The organism is Paraburkholderia largidicola, assembly GCF_013426895.1.
Classification (GTDB): domain Bacteria; phylum Pseudomonadota; class Gammaproteobacteria; order Burkholderiales; family Burkholderiaceae; genus Paraburkholderia; species Paraburkholderia largidicola.
Genome location: NZ_AP023174.1, coordinates 641,322 through 657,204 on the forward strand (window position 1 = coordinate 641,322; position 15,883 = coordinate 657,204).

The following is a 15,883-nucleotide window of genomic DNA, read 5'->3' on the forward strand; positions in this document are numbered from 1 at the left end:
GCAGCAGGTGGGGCGGCAAGCGTGTTTGCCGCCCGTCATCCGGAATGCCGCCCGACGCGCGGCGTCTGAGCGCGAGAATCAGTCGCGGAAGTTGTTGAAGTCGAGCGGCGTGTCGGTCACGTCCTTGCGCAGCATCGCGATCACGCTTTGCAGGTCGTCGCGCTTGGTGCCCGTTACGCGCACCGCGTCGCCCTGAATGCTCGCCTGAACCTTGATCTTGCTGTCCTTCACGAGTTTGACGATCTTCTTCGCGAGATCGCCGGACACACCCTTCTTCACGGTGACGACCTGCTTGACCTTGTCGCCGCCGATCTTCTCGATCTTGCCGTAGTCGAGGAAGCGCACATCCACGTTGCGCTTCGCCATTTTCGATACCAGCACGTCCTTCACCTGGCCGAGCTTGAACTCGTCGTCGGCGAACGCGGTCAGTTCGCGTTCCTTTTGCTCGACGCGAGCGTCCGAGCCCTTGAAGTCGAAGCGCGTCGAAATTTCCTTGTTGGATTGCTCGATGGCGTTCTTCACCTCGATCATGTTGGCTTCGCAGACGACGTCAAACGATGGCATTGCTTTCTCCCATTTGTTTCAAAGCGCGGCCGCGCGCAAGGCTGCGTGCGACGCACTCGCTATAATCACGGACCGGTGTCATTTTACCGACGCCTTCCCTATTTGCCCAAGGCTCGCGCGGATCGTGTCGACGTCGCGTGGGTTCCTTGAGCGCTTGCCAGAACGCCTGATGTCCCAGTCCGATCCCCTTTCGTTCATCGCCGACTTCCCGCTGAAGCCGCACAACACGTTCGGTTTCGACGTGCGCGCGCGGCTTGCATGCCATATCGAAAGCGAGGCGCAACTGCTTGCCGCCGTGCGCGATCCGCGTGCTGCAGGCTTGCGGCGGCTCGTGCTGGGCGGCGGCAGCAACGTCGTGTTGACGGGCGATTTCGACGGCCTCGTGCTGCTGATCGGCTTGCGCGGCCGCAAGATGGTCCGCGAAGACGACGACGCGTGGTACGTAGAAGCGGCCGCGGGCGAGAACTGGCACGAGTTCGTGTCGTGGACGCTCGCAGAGGGCATGCCCGGCCTCGAAAATCTCGCGCTGATTCCGGGCACGGTGGGCGCGGCGCCGATCCAGAACATCGGCGCGTATGGGCTGGAGATGTGCGAGCGATTCGTGTCGCTGCGTGCCATCGAGCTGGCGACGGGCGAAACCATAGAACTCGATGCCGAGGGTTGCCGCTTCGGCTACCGCGACAGCTTTTTCAAGCAGGAAGGGCGCGAGCGCTTCGTGATCGTGTCGGTGACGTTCAGGCTGCCGAAGGCGTGGGTGCCGCGCGCGGGTTACGCGGACATCGCGCGCGAACTTGCTGCCGTCGGTCTCGGCGATTCGACGCCGTCGCCTCAGGCAATCTTCGATGCCGTCGTCGCGGTGCGGCGCGCGAAGCTGCCCGATCCGCTCGCGCTCGGCAACGCGGGAAGCTTCTTCAAGAATCCCGTCGTCGAGGCGGCGCAATTCGACGCGTTGCGCGCGAAGGAGCCGGAGGTCGTTTCGTATCGTCAGGCGGATGGGCGCGTGAAGCTCGCGGCTGGCTGGCTGATCGACCGGTGCGGCTGGAAAGGCCGCACGATGGGCGCAGCGGGCGTGCATGAGCGGCAGGCGCTCGTGCTCGTGAATCACGGCGGCGCGAGCGGGGCAGAGGTGCTGGCGCTCGCGAAGGCGATTCAGCAGGATGTCGCGCAGCGGTTCGGCGTCGAGCTGGAGGCGGAGCCGGTTTGTCTGTGAGCGGTTAGCGGCTCGCTCAAAAGAAAATCGCCGGCTTCGAGCCGGCGATTTTGTTTGATCTGCCTGTTGTGAAGCTCAGTGATTCAGCTTGCCGAGCAGCAGGAATTCCATCAGCGCCTTCTGCACGTGCAGACGGTTTTCCGCTTCGTCCCATACGACGCTCTGTGGCCCGTCGATCACCTCGGCGCTCACTTCCTCACCCCGATGCGCCGGCAGGCAGTGCATGAAGAGGGCGTCCTTGTTCGCGCGCGACATCATGTCGGCATCGACGCACCAGTCGGCGAACGCCTTCTTGCGTGCCTCGTTTTCCGCTTCGAAGCCCATGCTGGTCCAGACGTCCGTCGTCACGAGATCCGCGCCTTTGCAGGCTTCGTTCGGATCGTCGAATTCTTCGTAGAACGGCGCGCTTTCGGCCGCGACCAGCGCGCGGTCTAGCTTGTAGCCCGGCGGCGTGGACAGGCGCAGTTTGAAGCCGAGAATCTGCGCGGCTTCGATCCACGTGTACAGCATGTTGTTCGCGTCGCCGACCCATGCGACCGTCTTGCCGCGAATCGGGCCGCGATGCTCGTAGTACGTGAAAATGTCGGCCAGCACCTGGCAGGGGTGATATTCGTTCGTCAGACCGTTGATGACGGGCACGCGCGAATTTTCCGCAAAGCGCTGAATGATGTCCTGGCCGAACGTGCGGATCATGATGATGTCGACCATCCGCGAGATGACTTGCGCTGCGTCTTCGATCGGTTCGCCGCGGCCGAGCTGCGTGTCGCGCGTGCTCATGAAGACGGCGTGACCGCCTAGCTGGAAAATGCCCGCTTCGAATGACAGGCGCGTGCGCGTCGAATTCTTCTCGAAGATCATCGCCAGCGTGCGGTCGTGCAGCGGATGATAGGTCTCGTAGTTCTTGAACTTGCGCTTCAGGATGCGCGCGCGTTCGAGCACGTACTCGTAGTCTTCCAGCGAGAAATCGTTGAACTGCAGGTAGTGGCGGATTTTCTTGGCGGTCATGAAACAAATACGGCGGATTCAGCCGGGCGAAATTGCCGGACTGGGCCGCCGTTGTTTGTGGTAACTCAATGCAGCATAAAGGATTTTGAATGTTTTGACGAGTCAGCCAGCACGCATATCCCACTTATCGGAAGCTGCAAAGGACTGTTCCAGGGTGCTTGGGTGCGGTGCGGAAAAACCCTCGCTGCGCTATAATCTAAAAGTTTTCTTAAAGCCCGGCGGGCAGGCTCCACGCTTGCAGGACACGGCTTTCGCGCACTCGCTGGCACACGCAGTCTTGCCGCGCAGTGTGCTTTCATGGCTGCTGCTCAAGGTGCCCTCGCTGGCTTTCCGCGACAGGCGACCGGCTTGTTTTCTGCTGGTTTGCGTGGTCGTGAAACGTATTCCGACAGCGTTCTCAGGCAACATCCTTCGCGGGCTCTTTACCGGCAGATCGCTGGGCAGTCACTCAGGGTTTCGTACATGGCCGACACACCCCCAACCGAATATTTCATTCAAGGCATCACGTCGAGTGGGCGAAAGTTTCGTCCAAGCGACTGGTCGGAGCGGCTGGCAGGCGTGATGTCGTGTTACGGTCCGGGCGCGAAAGGGCCGAACGCCCGTCTTCAGTATTCGCATTACGTTCGGCCTACGCTGATCGGCGACGTCAAGGTCGTGATTCTGGATTCGCGGTTGCGGGACATCGAGCCGATGGCGTTCGACTTCGTCATGAACTTCGCGAAAGACAACGATCTGCTCGTCACTGAGGCTTGCGAGCTTCCGCCGGAGCATGAGGCGCGTAAGGCCCCGTAGCGTGTGGCAGTAGAGGTAGGCAATGGAACCCGCATCGGCGGGTTTTTTTGTGTCCGCGCGCCCGACGTTGCGCGCAAAAAACAAAAAAGCCCGCAAAAGCGGGCTTTCATGACGCAGCGGAAACAGGAAGCAGCCCGCGTGAGCGAGCCGCCGGATTCGTTAATTTACTGCGCTGCGGGCGCTTGCAGACCCTTGACGGCTGCAGCGAGGCGGCTCTTATGGCGAGCTGCCTTGTTCTTGTGAACAATTTTCTTGTCGGCAATGATGTCCAGCGTCTTTGCCGATGCCTTGAAGATTTCAGCGGCTTGCGCTGCGTCGCCGGCTTCGATTGCCTTGCGGACAGCCTTGACAGCCGTGCGGTACTTCGAGCGCAGCGCCGAGTTGTGCGAGTTTGCCTTGGCGGCTTGACGGGCGCGCTTGCGTGCTTGTGCGGAGTTAGCCATGACGGTTCCTTATCCTGTTCCTGTTTCCAGTGCCCGCTTTCATGCGAAAGCAGGCGCTGCTTTTAGATCGAACCCCTGAGAGCGATTGCTCAAGGGCGCAAATAGACAAACGACTGAGAACTACGTGAAATCCCGCTCGTTCCGGCTCGGATCGCCTTGGATTTGAACAAGGCAGGTGAGGCAGAAGGCTGAGCGAGCTTCGAAACCGACGATTATAGCAACGAAATCAGATACGTGGCAACCGCCCGGCGTGACGACGTTCCCGGACGGGTTGTCAGGAGGCGACGGGGCAAGCGCACGTTTGTGTTGGCGCCACGGTGCGCGTACGAGGCATTGTGTGCGCAAGGACCCGTCGAACGAGACATTTCCTCACAAATTCGTCGTCAAATCGAACGTCTTTGCTGCAAATCGGTCCCAAACGCTTCGAATTGCCACGAATCATGCCCCTGACATGCTGACCGCCCTGGACGCACCCGTATAATAAGCGCCCCATGAATCTATTCCGAGCCCTGCTGACGGTCAGCGGCTTCACGCTGCTTTCTCGCGTGACCGGACTGGCCCGCGAGACCCTGATCGCCCGCGCATTCGGGGCGAGCCAATACACCGACGCGTTCTACGTCGCGTTTCGCATTCCGAACCTGCTGCGCCGCATTTCCGCGGAGGGCGCGTTTTCGCAGGCCTTCGTACCGATCCTCGCCGAGTTCAAGAACCAGCAAGGTCACGACGCGACGAAGGCGCTCGTCGACGCGACCTCGACCGTGCTTGCCTGGGCGCTCGCCGTGCTGTCGCTGCTCGGCGTGGCGGGGGCGTCGTGGGTCGTGCTGGTGGTCGCGTCCGGCCTGCGCAGCGATGGCCAGGCGTTCACGCTCGCCGTGTCGATGACGCGGATCATGTTCCCTTACATCGTGTTCATCTCGTTGACGTCGCTGGCGTCGGGCGTGTTGAACACTTACAAGAATTTCTCGCTGCCCGCGTTCGCGCCCGTGCTGCTGAACGTCTCGTTCATCATCGCGGCCGTGTTCGTCGCGCCGCTGATGAAAGTGCCCGTGTACGCGCTCGCGTGGGCGGTGATCGCAGGCGGGATCGCGCAGTTCATCGTGCAGTTGCCGGGGCTCAAGAAGATCGACATGATCCCGCGCATCGGGCTCAATCCGCTCAAGGCGCTCGCGCATCGCGGCGTCAAACGCGTGCTCGCGAAGATGCTGCCGGCGATGTTCGCAGTATCCGTTGCGCAGATCAGCCTGATCATCAACACGAATATCGCATCGCACATCGGGCCTGGCGCCGTGTCGTGGATCAACTACGCCGACCGTCTGATGGAATTTCCGACGGCGCTGCTCGGCGTCGCGCTCGGCACGATTCTGCTGCCGAGCCTGTCGAAAGCGCACGTCGACGCCGACGCGCACGAATACTCGTCGCTGCTCGACTGGGGCTTGCGGGTGACGTTCCTGCTCGCGGCGCCGAGCGCCGTCGCGCTGTTCTTCTTCGCCGAGCCGCTCACGGCTACGCTGTTCCACTACGGCAAGTTCGACGGCAATGCCGTGGTGATGGTGGGCCGCGCGCTGGCCGCCTACGGCATCGGGCTGATCGGGATCATCCTGATCAAGATTCTCGCGCCCGGTTTCTACGCCAAGCAGGACATCAAGACGCCCGTGAAAATCGGCATCGGCGTGCTCATCGTTACGCAGTTGAGCAACTACGTGTTCGTGCCGATCTTCTCGCACGCGGGGCTCACGCTTTCGATCGGGCTGGGCGCCTGCGTCAACGCGCTGTGTCTGTTCATCGGCTTGCGGCGGCGCGGCATCTATACGCCGTCGCGGGGCTGGTCGGTGTTTTTCGTGCAGCTGGTGGGCGCGTGCCTCGTGCTCGCCGGCGTGATGCACTGGTTCGCCATCAGTTTCGACTGGATCGGCATGCACGCCGAGCCATTGCGGCGCATGGTGCTGCTTGCAGCGTGCCTCGTTCTGTTCGCGGCGTTATATTTCGGTATGCTTTGGGCGATGGGCTTCAAATACGCGTATTTCAGAAGGCGAGCGAAGTGATCACGATGACCCGGGTTCTCGACTATTTCAGCGCGCTTGTCGCCGAGGACGATGGCCTTCCACTAACGGAAGCGGCGCTCTCGCTCGCGCAGGACGCCTATCCCGATCTCGATCTGCAAGCCGTGCTCGCGGAGATCGACGAACTCACCTTGCGCGTCAAGCGCCGCATTCCGGACGATGCCGACATCCAGCAGCGCGTCGGCATTCTGAACCGTTACTTCTTTCGCGAACTGGGCTTCGGGGCGAACGTCAACGATTACTACGACCCGGATAACAGCCACCTGAACATGGTGCTCAAGCGCCGGCGCGGTATCCCGATCTCGCTGGCGGTGCTGTATCTGGAGATGGCGTCGCAGGTGGATATTCCCGTGCGCGGCGTATCGTTCCCGGGGCATTTCCTGCTGCGCGTCACGCTGCCCGAAGGCGACGCGATGATCGATCCGACCACGGGTCATCCGCTGTCGGAAGCGGAGATGGTCGAGATGCTCGAGCCTTATGTGGCGAAAGCGGGCGAATCGGTCAGCCGCGCGTTGCGCATGCTGCTGCAGCCGGCGACGCGCCGCGAGATCATCGCGCGCATGCTGCGCAACCTCAAGGCGACGTATCTGCAAACCGAGCGCTGGCAGCGCTTGCTCGCTGTGCAGCAGCGTCTCGTGATCCTGCTGCCGGAGAGCATCGAAGAAGTGCGCGATCGCGGCTTCGCGTATGCGCGGCTCGATTACCTGCGGCCTGCGCTCGAAGATCTCGAACGCTATCTCGGCGACCGGCCAGATGCGGACGATGCGACCGTCGTCGAATCGCAATTGCACGAGTTGCGGCAGCGCACGCAACACGACGATCACGACTGACACTCGTTTGAACCGCTGCTTCAGACAAAAACGCCTGCGTAGTTTGAATACGCAGGCGTTTTCATTTCAGCGGTGTGCTTTCGCGTAACGCGAAGCGAGCCGCGCTTACTTCGGCTGCATGCGGATCGCGCCGTCCAGACGGATCACTTCGCCGTTGAGCATCGGGTTGTCGAAGATCTGTTTGACGAGCATTGCGTATTCGTCCGGTTTGCCGAGGCGCGGCGGGAACGGCACCATTGCGCCCAACGCGTCCTGCACTTCCTGCGGCATGCCGAGCAGCATCGGCGTTTCGAAGATGCCTGGCGCAATCGTCATGACGCGGATTGCGTTGCGCGACAGATCGCGCGCGATCGGCAGCGTCATGCCGGCGACGCCTGCTTTCGACGCCGCATACGCGGCCTGGCCGATCTGTCCGTCGAACGCCGCGACGGAAGCCGTATTGACGATCACGCCCCGCTCGCCGAGTGCATTCGGTTCGAGCTTCGACATCTCTGCGGCCGCGAGGCGAATCATGTTGAACGTGCCGACGAGATTGATCGACACCGTGCGAGCGAACGAGTGCAGCGGATGCGGGCCGTCCTTGCCGACCGTCTTCATCGCCGGAGCGACGCCTGCGCAATTGACGAGGCCGCGCAGCGGGCCGAGCTTCGTCGCGGCTTCGACGGCGAGCACGGCATCGTCTTCGCGGCTCACGTCGCACTTGACGAACACGCCGCCGAGTTCCTGCGCGAGTGCGGTGCCCGCGTCGTGGTTCAGGTCTGCGAGCACGACCTTGCCGCCGTTCTGTGCAACGAGCCGCGCTGTCGCTGCGCCGAGTCCGGATGCGCCGCCTGTGATCAGGAACACGTTGTTCTTGATGTCCATTGTCTTCTCCTTGATGGATGCTTGAATCGCGTAGTTGGAATAGTTGTTGATGGACGATTTTAACGGGTCGGGGTGGGGCGTCAAATTGGCAGTTTTTTTGCTGGCATCCGCGTGATGTTACTGGTCTGCAAGCGTTGCCCCTGTGCGGGGCGGCACCTACTTTTCTTTGCCGCCGCAAAGAAAAGTAGGCAAAAGAAAGCGGCTCACACCGTCAGTGCTTGTGTTTGCCTGAGGGCCCCCAACGGTTTTTATCCTTCACACGGCGACTTCTCAGTTCCCGCTCGTTGCCAACGCCGCGAATCAATGCCTCACCCGCTTCAATCACCCGTAGCGCAGCCAGCGGCAGCAAATGGTGTGTGCCGCCCAGGTGGCAAACTATGTGTAGGTCGTAGCGCTGTACACGTCGGCGCTCTTACGACACCGACATTGCTTTCCAGTCCGGAGCGATGCGCGTACGGCGAGACAGCCTACACACAGTTTGCCGCTATAGAACGTAAGCGATTTGATTGTGCGTGTGGCGACGCGGGAGCATGAAGCGGGTGATGCGCCAATTCGAAGTGTTGGCAGCGGGCATCGAGAGGAACGATGCCGCGGACAGGACGGGGCCGTTGGGGGCCCGTGGGAGGGGAGAAGAGTTGGCGGTGTGAGCCGCTTTCTTTTGCCTACTTTTCTTTGCGGCGGCAAAGAAAAGTAGGTGCCGCCCCGCACAGGGGCGACGCGTGAAGCAAGCTAACAAACCGCGGACGCCAACAAAAACACTAGCAAACCACACCAGCGTCGCAAGACAAAAAAAAACCTTACTTCAGCGCCTCAAACACACGCGCACGGATTTCATCGACGGAGCCCAAGCCCGAGATACGCCGATATTGCGGCGCCTTCAGCGGCGTCGACGGATCGCCCTTCTGCGCCCAGCCGTTGTAGTACTCGATCAGCGGCTTGGTCTGCGCGACATACACGTCGAGACGCTTCTTCACCGTCTCTTCCTTGTCGTCGTCGCGCTGGATCAGCGGTTCGCCCGTCACGTCGTCGATGCCTTCCACCTTCGGCGGATTGAACTTGACGTGATACGTACGGCCCGACGCAGGGTGCATACGGCGACCGCTCATACGCGTGATGATCTCGTCGAACGGCACGTCGATCTCCAGCACGTAGTCAATGGCCACGCCCGCGTTCTTCATCGCTTCCGCTTGCGGAATGGTGCGCGGGAAGCCGTCGAACAGATAACCGTTTTCGCAGTCGCAGTCTTGCAGACGTTCCTTCACGAGATTGATGATGAGTTCATCCGTGACGAGTTCGCCCGCATCCATGTAGCGCTTCGCTTCGAGGCCGAGCGGTGTGCCTGCCTTGACGGCGGCGCGCAGCATGTCGCCCGTCGAGATTTGCGGAATGCCGAACTTTTCCTTGATGAAGTTCGCCTGGGTGCCCTTGCCCGCGCCAGGTGCGCCCAACAGGATCAAACGCATGTGATATCTCCAGATCTATGTCAATTCTGTGTGGCGCGCCGCGAGTCATTGCATGCATGCTGCGGTCGACGCTCTTGATTCTTTGTTGCCGCTGAGATGGCCGGGCAGCTTTTCGCTGCCGACTTCGCGCTGCACGCAATGAGCGGCGCTGCGAAGCAAACGGCAAAACAGGCGGATAAAAAACGGGCGAATGGTGATATCGGCCAACGCGCATCGATATCGGATGAATCGCGCGAACGATCGATTATGCCATGGCTTTTTACGCCGACGACCCGAAAAACGCCTGTACACGGGCCAGATCGTCTGGTGTGTCGACGCCGGGCAGCGGCGCGTCGTGCGTGACGAGCACCGCGATGCGCTCGCCGTGCCACATCGCGCGCAGTTGTTCGAGCGCTTCGGCCTGCTCGATCGGCGAGATCGACAGACTCGGGTAAGTACGGAGGAACTTCGCGCGATACGCATACAGTCCGATATGCCGGTACACGGCAGCGGGTGCAGGCGGAGTCGGCATTTGCGCGACATTCGGCCAATGCGGCTGGTAGGCGTCGCGGGCCCATGGAATCGGCGCGCGCGAGAAGTACAGCGCGACACCGCGTGCATCGAGCACGACCTTGACGACGTTCGGATTGAAGACTTCGGCTGGATCGTGGATCGGATGCGCGGCCGTCGCGATCGCGCAGCCATCCGTCGATGCGAGGTGCGACGCTACGCCGCGCACCAGTGCCGGATCGATCAGCGGCTCGTCGCCCTGCACGTTGACGACGATCGTGTCGTCGCTCCAGCCGTAATGCGCCGCGACTTCCGCGAGACGGTCCGTGCCCGACGGATGATCGGCGCGCGTCATCATCGCGTCGATGCCATGCGCGCGCGCGACGTCGAAGACGGATTGCGCGTCGGTCGCGACCAGCACCTGCTGCGCGCCCGATTCGAGCGCGCGTTCCGCGACGCGAACGACCATCGGCTTGCCGCCGATATCAGCCAGTGGCTTGTTCGGCAGACGCGTCGAAGCAAGGCGCGCCGGGACGACGGCGATGAAGGGCGGAGTGTGCAGGGTGTCGTTCATCGGAAGCGTCACATCAGGCCTTGTGCGGGCCGAGAAAGACGCGCCGCCTTGGCGGCGGCGCGGTGTGTGTTCAGTTGGCGGCGTACGCGCGAGCGTCACGCGCAGCGTCGCTCACGCAACGGAGCCCGGATTGAGGTCGACGGGCGTGCCTTCGACCGTTTGCCGCGCTTCGTCGACGAGCATCACGGGAATGCCGTCGCGGATCGGATAGGCCAGCTTGTCTGCGTTGCAGATCAGCTCCTGCGCGGCGCGGTCGTAGCTGAGCGGGCCCTTGCAGATCGGGCAAACGAGAATTTCAAGCAGGCGAGCGTCCACGGACTTTCTCCACAACGAGTGCAATGAGGCGATGATCGAGCGTGGCTTCGACGGGGACGACCCAGAGCCGCGCATCATGCCAGGACCCCAATTTTACCGCATCCTTTTCGGTGATCAGGATCGCATCGGCGTCCACGTCGACGAACGGATTCGTGCTGAACGCGTAATGATCGGGCAGCGCGCGCGTCTGTGGCGAAAGGCCCGCCGCGCGCAGTGTCGCGAAGAAGCGCTCCGGTGCACCGATGCCCGCCGCCGCCAGCACGCGCTCGCCGGCAAACTGCGCGAGCGGGCGGCGCAGGCGCGGATTGTCGAGATGCCATGCGTCGCCGGGTGCGAGCTCTAGCGAGAACGTGTTCGGCCACGGCGGCAGCGCGCGGTCGTACGGATTGTTGATGAGCGTCGCGTCGCGCTTGCGCGACAGCGGCTCGCGCAACGGACCGGCGGGCAGCAGGAAGCCGTTGCCGCCCAGCCGGTGATCGAACACGACGATTTCGGCGTCGCGCTCGAGCCGATAGTGCTGCAAGCCGTCATCGCTGACGATCACGTCGACATTGCGGTGCGCCTTGCACAGCGCCTCGGCGGCGGCGACGCGATCGGGGCAGACGAACACGGGCGCACCCGTGCGGCGTGCGATCAAAAGCGGTTCGTCGCCCGCCTGCGACGCCTTCGAAGTCGGCGTAACGAGCGTCGGCAGTGAGATCTTCACGCCGTAGCCGCGCGACACGACGCCGGGCGTGAAGCCCGCGCTGCGCAGCGCCTGCACGAGCGCGATCACCGTCGGCGTCTTGCCCGTGCCGCCGACCGTCACGTTGCCGACCACCACCACAGGCACGGGCACGCGCACCGACTTCAGCCAGCCGAGCCCGAATGCCGAGCGGCGCGCGAGCGCCACCGCGCCGAACACGCAGGCGAGCGGCGTCATCGCCCAGGCGAGCGGGCCGCGCTGCTGCCATTCGCGCGCGATACGCGCTTCGAGGCGGGAAGCGAGTTCGCTCATCGGCAGTCGGCCGGCTTGCGCGGCGCGTCAGACAGGACGGACAGGGCGAACATCAGCAGGCATCTCCGGACGGTCGGTTGCACCGACGGTTGAAAGACCAGGGGAACGACGAGAACCACGAAACGCGGACAACGACGGAACAGCAACAGGACGACGAAGGCGGCAAAAACCATTCGCGCCCGTTCGCGCAGGAGCGCTCGCCGCGTCCGACAGATTCCGCCAGAACCCGGCACTCTAGCGCGCGGGCGGCGTTAGCCGCAAGTCGGACACGCCACCACATGCGGCTCTCGCACGACCAATGCTTTATCCATAGCCTGTGGATAACTTTGTGGAGAACGTGCCTTGCAATTTGTCGGGAAGGCCGTCGCGCAAGCCTCGGCTCGACAATGGGGAACTTTTATCGGATAAAAAGACAATATAAATCAATAGGTTAGATGGTATTAAGTGGGCTCTGGAGCCGTTTTGAGCCGGCCCTCGACGCGACTCCCGACATGTGGACACTTTTAACAATCCGGCTAAAGGCGTTTAGAACTCACTGGACCTGACTGGCTGATCGGTCTATCGTCTGTCCGGCCTGTTTAAACCATTCCTCGCATGAATTCCGAAAGTCCTTTCTCGTCGTCCGCTGGCGCGGGCGGCGATGCCGTCGTTCCCGTCTCGGTACTCAACCGCGCGATCGGCACGATGCTCGAACGCTCGTTTCCGCTCGTCTGGGTCTCCGGCGAAGTGTCGAACTTTACGCGCGCCGCGAGCGGGCACTGGTACTTCTCGATCAAGGACGCACAGGCGCAGATGCGCTGCGTGATGTTCCGCGGCCGGGCGCAACATGCGGAGTTCACGCCGCGCGAAGGCGACAAGATCGAAGTGCGCGCGCTCGTCACAATGTACGAGCCGCGCGGCGAACTGCAACTGAATGTCGAGGCCGTGCGTCGTACGGGTCAGGGCCGTTTGTACGAAGCGTTCCTGCGGCTGAAGGCGCAACTCGAAGCGGAAGGTCTGTTCGACGCGGAACGCAAGCGCGCGCTGCCCGCGCATCCGCGCGCGATCGGCATCGTCACGTCGTTGCAGGCGGCCGCGTTGCGCGACGTGCTGACCACCTTGGCGCGTCGCGCGCCCCACATCCCCGTGATCGTCTATCCGGCGCCCGTGCAGGGCGCGGGCGTCAGCGCGAAGCTGGCCGCAATGGTCGAGACGGCCAGCCGGCGCGGTGAAGTGGACGTGCTGATCGTGTGCCGCGGCGGCGGCTCGATCGAAGACCTGTGGGCTTTCAACGAAGAAGTGCTGGCCCGCGCGATCGCGGAAAGCAAGATGCCCGTCGTGAGCGGTGTCGGTCACGAAACCGACTTCACGATCGCCGACTTCGCCGCCGATGTCCGCGCGCCCACGCCCACGGGCGCCGCCGAACTCGTCAGCCCGCAACGCGTGCTGCTGCTGCGCGATCTCGATCATCGACATGCGACGCTCGCGCGCGGCTTCGGCCGCATGATGGAGCGGCGCGCGCAACAACTCGACTGGCTCGCACGTCGTCTCGTGTCGCCGGCCGAAAGGCTCGCGCGGCAACGCACGCATCTGCAGCAACTGAGCGTGCGGCTCGCGTCGGCGGGCGCGCGGCCCGTGCGCGATGCTCGCGGGCGCTTCGCGCTCGTGCAGATGCGCTGGCAGCGCTGGCGCCCCGATCTCTCGCAGCATCGTTCGAAAGTGAGCGGGCTTGCCGAGCGGCTCGAGCGCGCATTGTTGCGTCAACATGAAAGACACATTGCGCGCGTGGAAACGCTTGCCGCGCGGCTCGAAGTACTGAGCCCGCAACGCACGCTCGAACGCGGTTACGCGGCATTGCTCGATGCGCAAAACGGCCGCGCAGTGCGCGCGCCCTCGGCCTTGAAACCTGGCCGCCGCATGACCGTTCACCTCGCTGAAGGCTCGGCGGACATCGCGCTGTCGGATGTTCAGCCGCGTCTTACGGATGGCTTTTAATCGTGCCGTAAAGCGTTATCGGGCACAGTAGTTTTGACCTTCGTATGACAGGTGAAAACCCGCTGCGCGAGCATTAATTACGCTGCCCGCGCAGCCTGTTTTCGCAATGCGTGCCATAAAGGGCTTGCGTTTGCGGGGTTATTCCAACTCGCCTACAATCGAGTGCTCCCGCAGCGTTATCCGCAGACTCCCCATAAACAGATACAAAGGAATAGCACCATGGAACATACGCTCCCGCCGCTGCCGTTCGCGAAGAACGCGCTCGCTCCGCACATGTCGGAAGAGACGCTCGAGTTTCACTACGGCAAGCACCATCAGACCTATGTGACCAACCTGAACAATCTGATCAAGGGCACTGAGTTCGAGAACCTGTCGCTGGAAGAGATCGTCAAGAAGTCGTCGGGCGGCATCTTCAACAACTCCGCGCAAATCTGGAATCACACGTTCTTCTGGAACAGCCTGTCGCCGCAAGGTGGTGGCGCGCCGAAGGGCAAGGTCGCCGAAGCGATCAACGCGAAGTGGGGTTCCTTCGACAAGTTCAAGGAAGAATTCACGAAGACGGCAGTCGGCACGTTCGGCTCGGGCTGGGCATGGCTCGTGAAGAAGGCAGACGGTACGCTGGATCTGGTGTCGACCAGCAACGCAGCCACGCCGCTGACGACGGACGCCAAGGCGCTCCTCACGATCGACGTGTGGGAACACGCGTACTACATCGACTACCGCAATGCGCGTCCGAAGTTCGTCGAAGCATTCTGGAACATCGTGAACTGGGACTTCGCGGAAAAGAATTTCGCGTAAGTCTTCGCGTGATCCGGTAAGCGTTTGAAAAACCGGCAAGCGCAGAATCAATGGAAAGCCCTCACTTGTGAGGGCTTTTTCTTTTTGGTGCCTATTAATTCGATATCCGAATTAATCTGTATATTGCATTAATACTCGCACTTGCCAGCACCCGTCGAAATAAAACGCCGACTCCCTTCGCCACCCGTTCGGGGTGGTCCTGTCTGATGTCCGCCAGGGCTTACTACGATCAAAGGAGCACTCTGCCGCTCCGACACTCACAACCGACAGCAAGGCCCGGTTGGCACCCGTCAGCCTGGCCGCATTTCCATGGAGACAGGTGGACGATGGGCGTTTTGAACGGAATCAGAGTGCTGGAATTCGAAGCGATCGGTCCCGGGCCCTTCGGCGCGATGCTGCTCGCCGATATGGGCGCGGACGTATTACGCGTCGACAGGCCGGCTGCGCCCGACGATCTCGGGCCGAAAACCAACGGCAAGCGCATCGATGTCACGGGCCGGGGGCGCCGCTCGGTCACGCTCGATCTGAAGCAGCCGGTATCGGTGGCAGCGGCGCTCGATCTGATGGCGCATGCGGACGTCGTGATCGAAGGTTATCGGCCGGGCACGATGGAGCGGCTCGGACTCGGTCCCGACGAGGCGTTCGCGCGTCATCCGAAGCTCGTCTACGGACGCATGACGGGCTGGGGGCAAACGGGTCCGCTCGCGGCGCGTGCCGGCCACGATCTGAACTACATCGCGCTGTCAGGCGTGCTGTCCGGCATCGGACCCGCCGATGGCGCGCCCGTCGTGCCGTTGAACCTCGTCGGCGATTACGGCGGAGGCGGCATGCTGCTCGCGCTCGGCGTCGTGTCGGCGTTGCTCAATGTGCAACGCGGCGGATCGGGCCAGGTCGTCGACGCGGCGATGACGGAAGGGGCGGCGCAACTCGGCGCGGTGATCTGGGGCCTGCTCGCGTCGGGTAACTGGCGCGAGCAACGCGCGAGCAATCTGCTCGATGGCGGCACGCCGTGGTACGACAGCTACCGCACGCGCGACGGTCACTACATGGCCGTCGGCGCCGTCGAAGCGCGCTTCTACGCGCAACTGCTCGACAAGCTCGGCCTCGCCGATGTCGGCCTTCCGAAGCAGCACGATCGCAGCGGCTGGCCCGTTCTGCGCGAAGCCTTCACTGTGGCCTTCGCTTCGCGCACGCGCGACGAATGGTGCGCGGTGTTCGATGGCAGCGACGCCTGCGTCGCGCCTGTGCTTGGCTTTTCCGAGGCGCCCGATCACCCGCAGCATCGCGCGCGCGGCAGCTTCGTCGAAGTGGCGGGCGTCGTGCAGCCCGCACCGGCGCCGCGCTTTTCGGCCACGCCGTCGCGCATCGACGGGCCTGCGCCGCAGCGCGGACAGGGCGGCTTGCGCGCCTTGCGCGACTGGGGCTTCGACGAGGCCGCCATCGAGCGGATGGTCGGGTACGGGCTCGGCTTCCAGCCTGAAGTGCCGGCAGCTTGATTGAACGAC

16 protein-coding genes are annotated in these 15,883 nt (G+C 62.7%); 7 read left to right on the forward strand and 9 right to left on the reverse strand.

Going from position 1 to position 15,883, the window contains the following annotated elements; all coding sequences use genetic code 11:
• Positions 1-78 precede the first annotated feature (78 nt).
• Positions 79-564: a YajQ family cyclic di-GMP-binding protein gene (locus tag PPGU16_RS02825; RefSeq protein ID WP_012399944.1), complete on the reverse strand. Its 486-nt coding sequence runs from the start codon at positions 562-564 to the stop codon at positions 79-81.
• Positions 565-733: 169 nt separating this feature from the next.
• Here PPGU16_RS02825 and murB point away from each other — a divergent pair, with 169 nt between their 5' ends.
• Positions 734-1,774 (forward strand): UDP-N-acetylmuramate dehydrogenase, encoded by a 1,041-nt coding sequence (gene murB / locus PPGU16_RS02830; protein WP_180721614.1) that lies wholly within the window; start codon positions 734-736, stop codon positions 1,772-1,774.
• Between the two features lie 75 nt (positions 1,775-1,849).
• Here the strand turns inward: murB and argF are convergent, their stop codons facing one another.
• A complete protein-coding gene (gene argF, locus PPGU16_RS02835) occupies positions 1,850-2,779 on the reverse strand; it encodes an ornithine carbamoyltransferase (protein ID WP_180721615.1) in 930 nt (309 codons plus the stop codon).
• A 462-nt stretch (positions 2,780-3,241) separates the two neighbouring features.
• Between argF and PPGU16_RS02840 the strand changes: the two genes are divergently transcribed.
• The gene (locus tag PPGU16_RS02840) at positions 3,242-3,571 is read left to right on the forward strand and encodes a DUF3579 domain-containing protein (protein WP_180721616.1); all 330 of its coding nucleotides are present in this window, start codon (positions 3,242-3,244) and stop codon (positions 3,569-3,571) included.
• Between the two features lie 164 nt (positions 3,572-3,735).
• On the opposite strand, the gene rpsT is transcribed toward PPGU16_RS02840, so the two are convergent.
• Positions 3,736-4,014, reverse strand: a complete 279-nt coding sequence (gene rpsT / locus PPGU16_RS02845; protein WP_012399948.1) for a 30S ribosomal protein S20 — start codon at positions 4,012-4,014, stop codon at positions 3,736-3,738.
• Between the two features lie 491 nt (positions 4,015-4,505).
• Here rpsT and murJ point away from each other — a divergent pair, with 491 nt between their 5' ends.
• Positions 4,506-6,056, forward strand: a complete 1,551-nt coding sequence (murJ, locus tag PPGU16_RS02850) for a murein biosynthesis integral membrane protein MurJ (protein WP_180721617.1) — start codon at positions 4,506-4,508, stop codon at positions 6,054-6,056.
• 5 nt (positions 6,057-6,061) lie between these two features.
• On the forward strand, positions 6,062-6,904 hold the full coding sequence (locus tag PPGU16_RS02855) for a SirB1 family protein (protein WP_180722531.1): 843 nt from the start codon (positions 6,062-6,064) through the stop codon (positions 6,902-6,904).
• A gap of 105 nt (positions 6,905-7,009) precedes the next feature.
• Here PPGU16_RS02855 and PPGU16_RS02860 read toward each other — a convergent pair whose 3' ends face one another.
• The 6 genes from PPGU16_RS02860 to lpxK all read right to left on the reverse strand — a co-directional run bounded on the left by PPGU16_RS02860 (position 7,010) and on the right by lpxK (position 11,606).
• Positions 7,010-7,768 (reverse strand): 3-hydroxyacyl-CoA dehydrogenase, encoded by a 759-nt coding sequence (locus PPGU16_RS02860; RefSeq protein ID WP_180721618.1) that lies wholly within the window; start codon positions 7,766-7,768, stop codon positions 7,010-7,012.
• Between the two features lie 797 nt (positions 7,769-8,565).
• Positions 8,566-9,231, reverse strand: coding sequence for an adenylate kinase (gene adk / locus PPGU16_RS02865; RefSeq protein WP_180721619.1), 666 nt, complete (start codon positions 9,229-9,231; stop codon positions 8,566-8,568).
• Positions 9,232-9,276: 45 nt separating this feature from the next.
• Positions 9,277-9,438, reverse strand: a complete 162-nt coding sequence (locus PPGU16_RS02870; protein ID WP_180721620.1) for a hypothetical protein — start codon at positions 9,436-9,438, stop codon at positions 9,277-9,279.
• Between the two features lie 52 nt (positions 9,439-9,490).
• Complete coding sequence (kdsB, locus tag PPGU16_RS02875; RefSeq protein ID WP_180721621.1) at positions 9,491-10,294, reverse strand: 3-deoxy-manno-octulosonate cytidylyltransferase; 804 nt, start codon at positions 10,292-10,294, stop codon at positions 9,491-9,493.
• Between the two features lie 111 nt (positions 10,295-10,405).
• Positions 10,406-10,609 carry a Trm112 family protein gene (locus PPGU16_RS02880; protein WP_007180583.1) on the reverse strand — a complete coding sequence of 68 codons (204 nt, stop codon included), beginning with the start codon at positions 10,607-10,609 and terminating at the stop codon, positions 10,406-10,408.
• Entirely contained in the window at positions 10,590-11,606 is a 1,017-nt protein-coding gene (lpxK, locus tag PPGU16_RS02885; protein ID WP_180721622.1) for a tetraacyldisaccharide 4'-kinase, read from the reverse strand. Before lpxK ends, PPGU16_RS02880 begins: the two co-directional genes overlap by 20 nt.
• Positions 11,607-12,200: 594 nt before the next feature.
• Here lpxK and xseA point away from each other — a divergent pair.
• The 3 genes from xseA (at position 12,201) to PPGU16_RS02900 (ending at position 15,874) form a co-directional block, all read left to right on the forward strand.
• Positions 12,201-13,580, forward strand: a complete 1,380-nt coding sequence (gene xseA / locus PPGU16_RS02890; protein ID WP_180721623.1) for an exodeoxyribonuclease VII large subunit — start codon at positions 12,201-12,203, stop codon at positions 13,578-13,580.
• 219 nt (positions 13,581-13,799) lie between these two features.
• Positions 13,800-14,378: a superoxide dismutase gene (locus PPGU16_RS02895; RefSeq protein ID WP_180721624.1), complete on the forward strand. Its 579-nt coding sequence runs from the start codon at positions 13,800-13,802 to the stop codon at positions 14,376-14,378.
• A 326-nt stretch (positions 14,379-14,704) separates the two neighbouring features.
• Positions 14,705-15,874: a CaiB/BaiF CoA transferase family protein gene (locus PPGU16_RS02900; RefSeq protein WP_180721625.1), complete on the forward strand. Its 1,170-nt coding sequence runs from the start codon at positions 14,705-14,707 to the stop codon at positions 15,872-15,874.
• Positions 15,875-15,883 lie beyond the last annotated feature (9 nt).

Coding starts and splice junctions, on each gene's coding strand:
- rpsT (WP_012399948.1), bottom strand. CDS start 4,014: ATGGCTAACTCCGCACAAGCACGCAAGCGCGCCCGTCAAGCCGCCAAG.
- lpxK (WP_180721622.1), bottom strand. CDS start 11,606: ATGAGCGAACTCGCTTCCCGCCTCGAAGCGCGTATCGCGCGCGAATGG.
- murB (WP_180721614.1), top strand. CDS start 734: ATGTCCCAGTCCGATCCCCTTTCGTTCATCGCCGACTTCCCGCTGAAG.
- adk (WP_180721619.1), bottom strand. CDS start 9,231: ATGCGTTTGATCCTGTTGGGCGCACCTGGCGCGGGCAAGGGCACCCAG.
- PPGU16_RS02900 (WP_180721625.1), top strand. CDS start 14,705: ATGGGCGTTTTGAACGGAATCAGAGTGCTGGAATTCGAAGCGATCGGT.
- PPGU16_RS02840 (WP_180721616.1), top strand. CDS start 3,242: ATGGCCGACACACCCCCAACCGAATATTTCATTCAAGGCATCACGTCG.
- PPGU16_RS02860 (WP_180721618.1), bottom strand. CDS start 7,768: ATGGACATCAAGAACAACGTGTTCCTGATCACAGGCGGCGCATCCGGA.
- PPGU16_RS02855 (WP_180722531.1), top strand. CDS start 6,062: ATGACCCGGGTTCTCGACTATTTCAGCGCGCTTGTCGCCGAGGACGAT.
- PPGU16_RS02825 (WP_012399944.1), bottom strand. CDS start 564: ATGCCATCGTTTGACGTCGTCTGCGAAGCCAACATGATCGAGGTGAAG.
- murJ (WP_180721617.1), top strand. CDS start 4,506: ATGAATCTATTCCGAGCCCTGCTGACGGTCAGCGGCTTCACGCTGCTT.
- kdsB (WP_180721621.1), bottom strand. CDS start 10,294: ATGAACGACACCCTGCACACTCCGCCCTTCATCGCCGTCGTCCCGGCG.
- argF (WP_180721615.1), bottom strand. CDS start 2,779: ATGACCGCCAAGAAAATCCGCCACTACCTGCAGTTCAACGATTTCTCG.
- PPGU16_RS02895 (WP_180721624.1), top strand. CDS start 13,800: ATGGAACATACGCTCCCGCCGCTGCCGTTCGCGAAGAACGCGCTCGCT.
- xseA (WP_180721623.1), top strand. CDS start 12,201: ATGAATTCCGAAAGTCCTTTCTCGTCGTCCGCTGGCGCGGGCGGCGAT.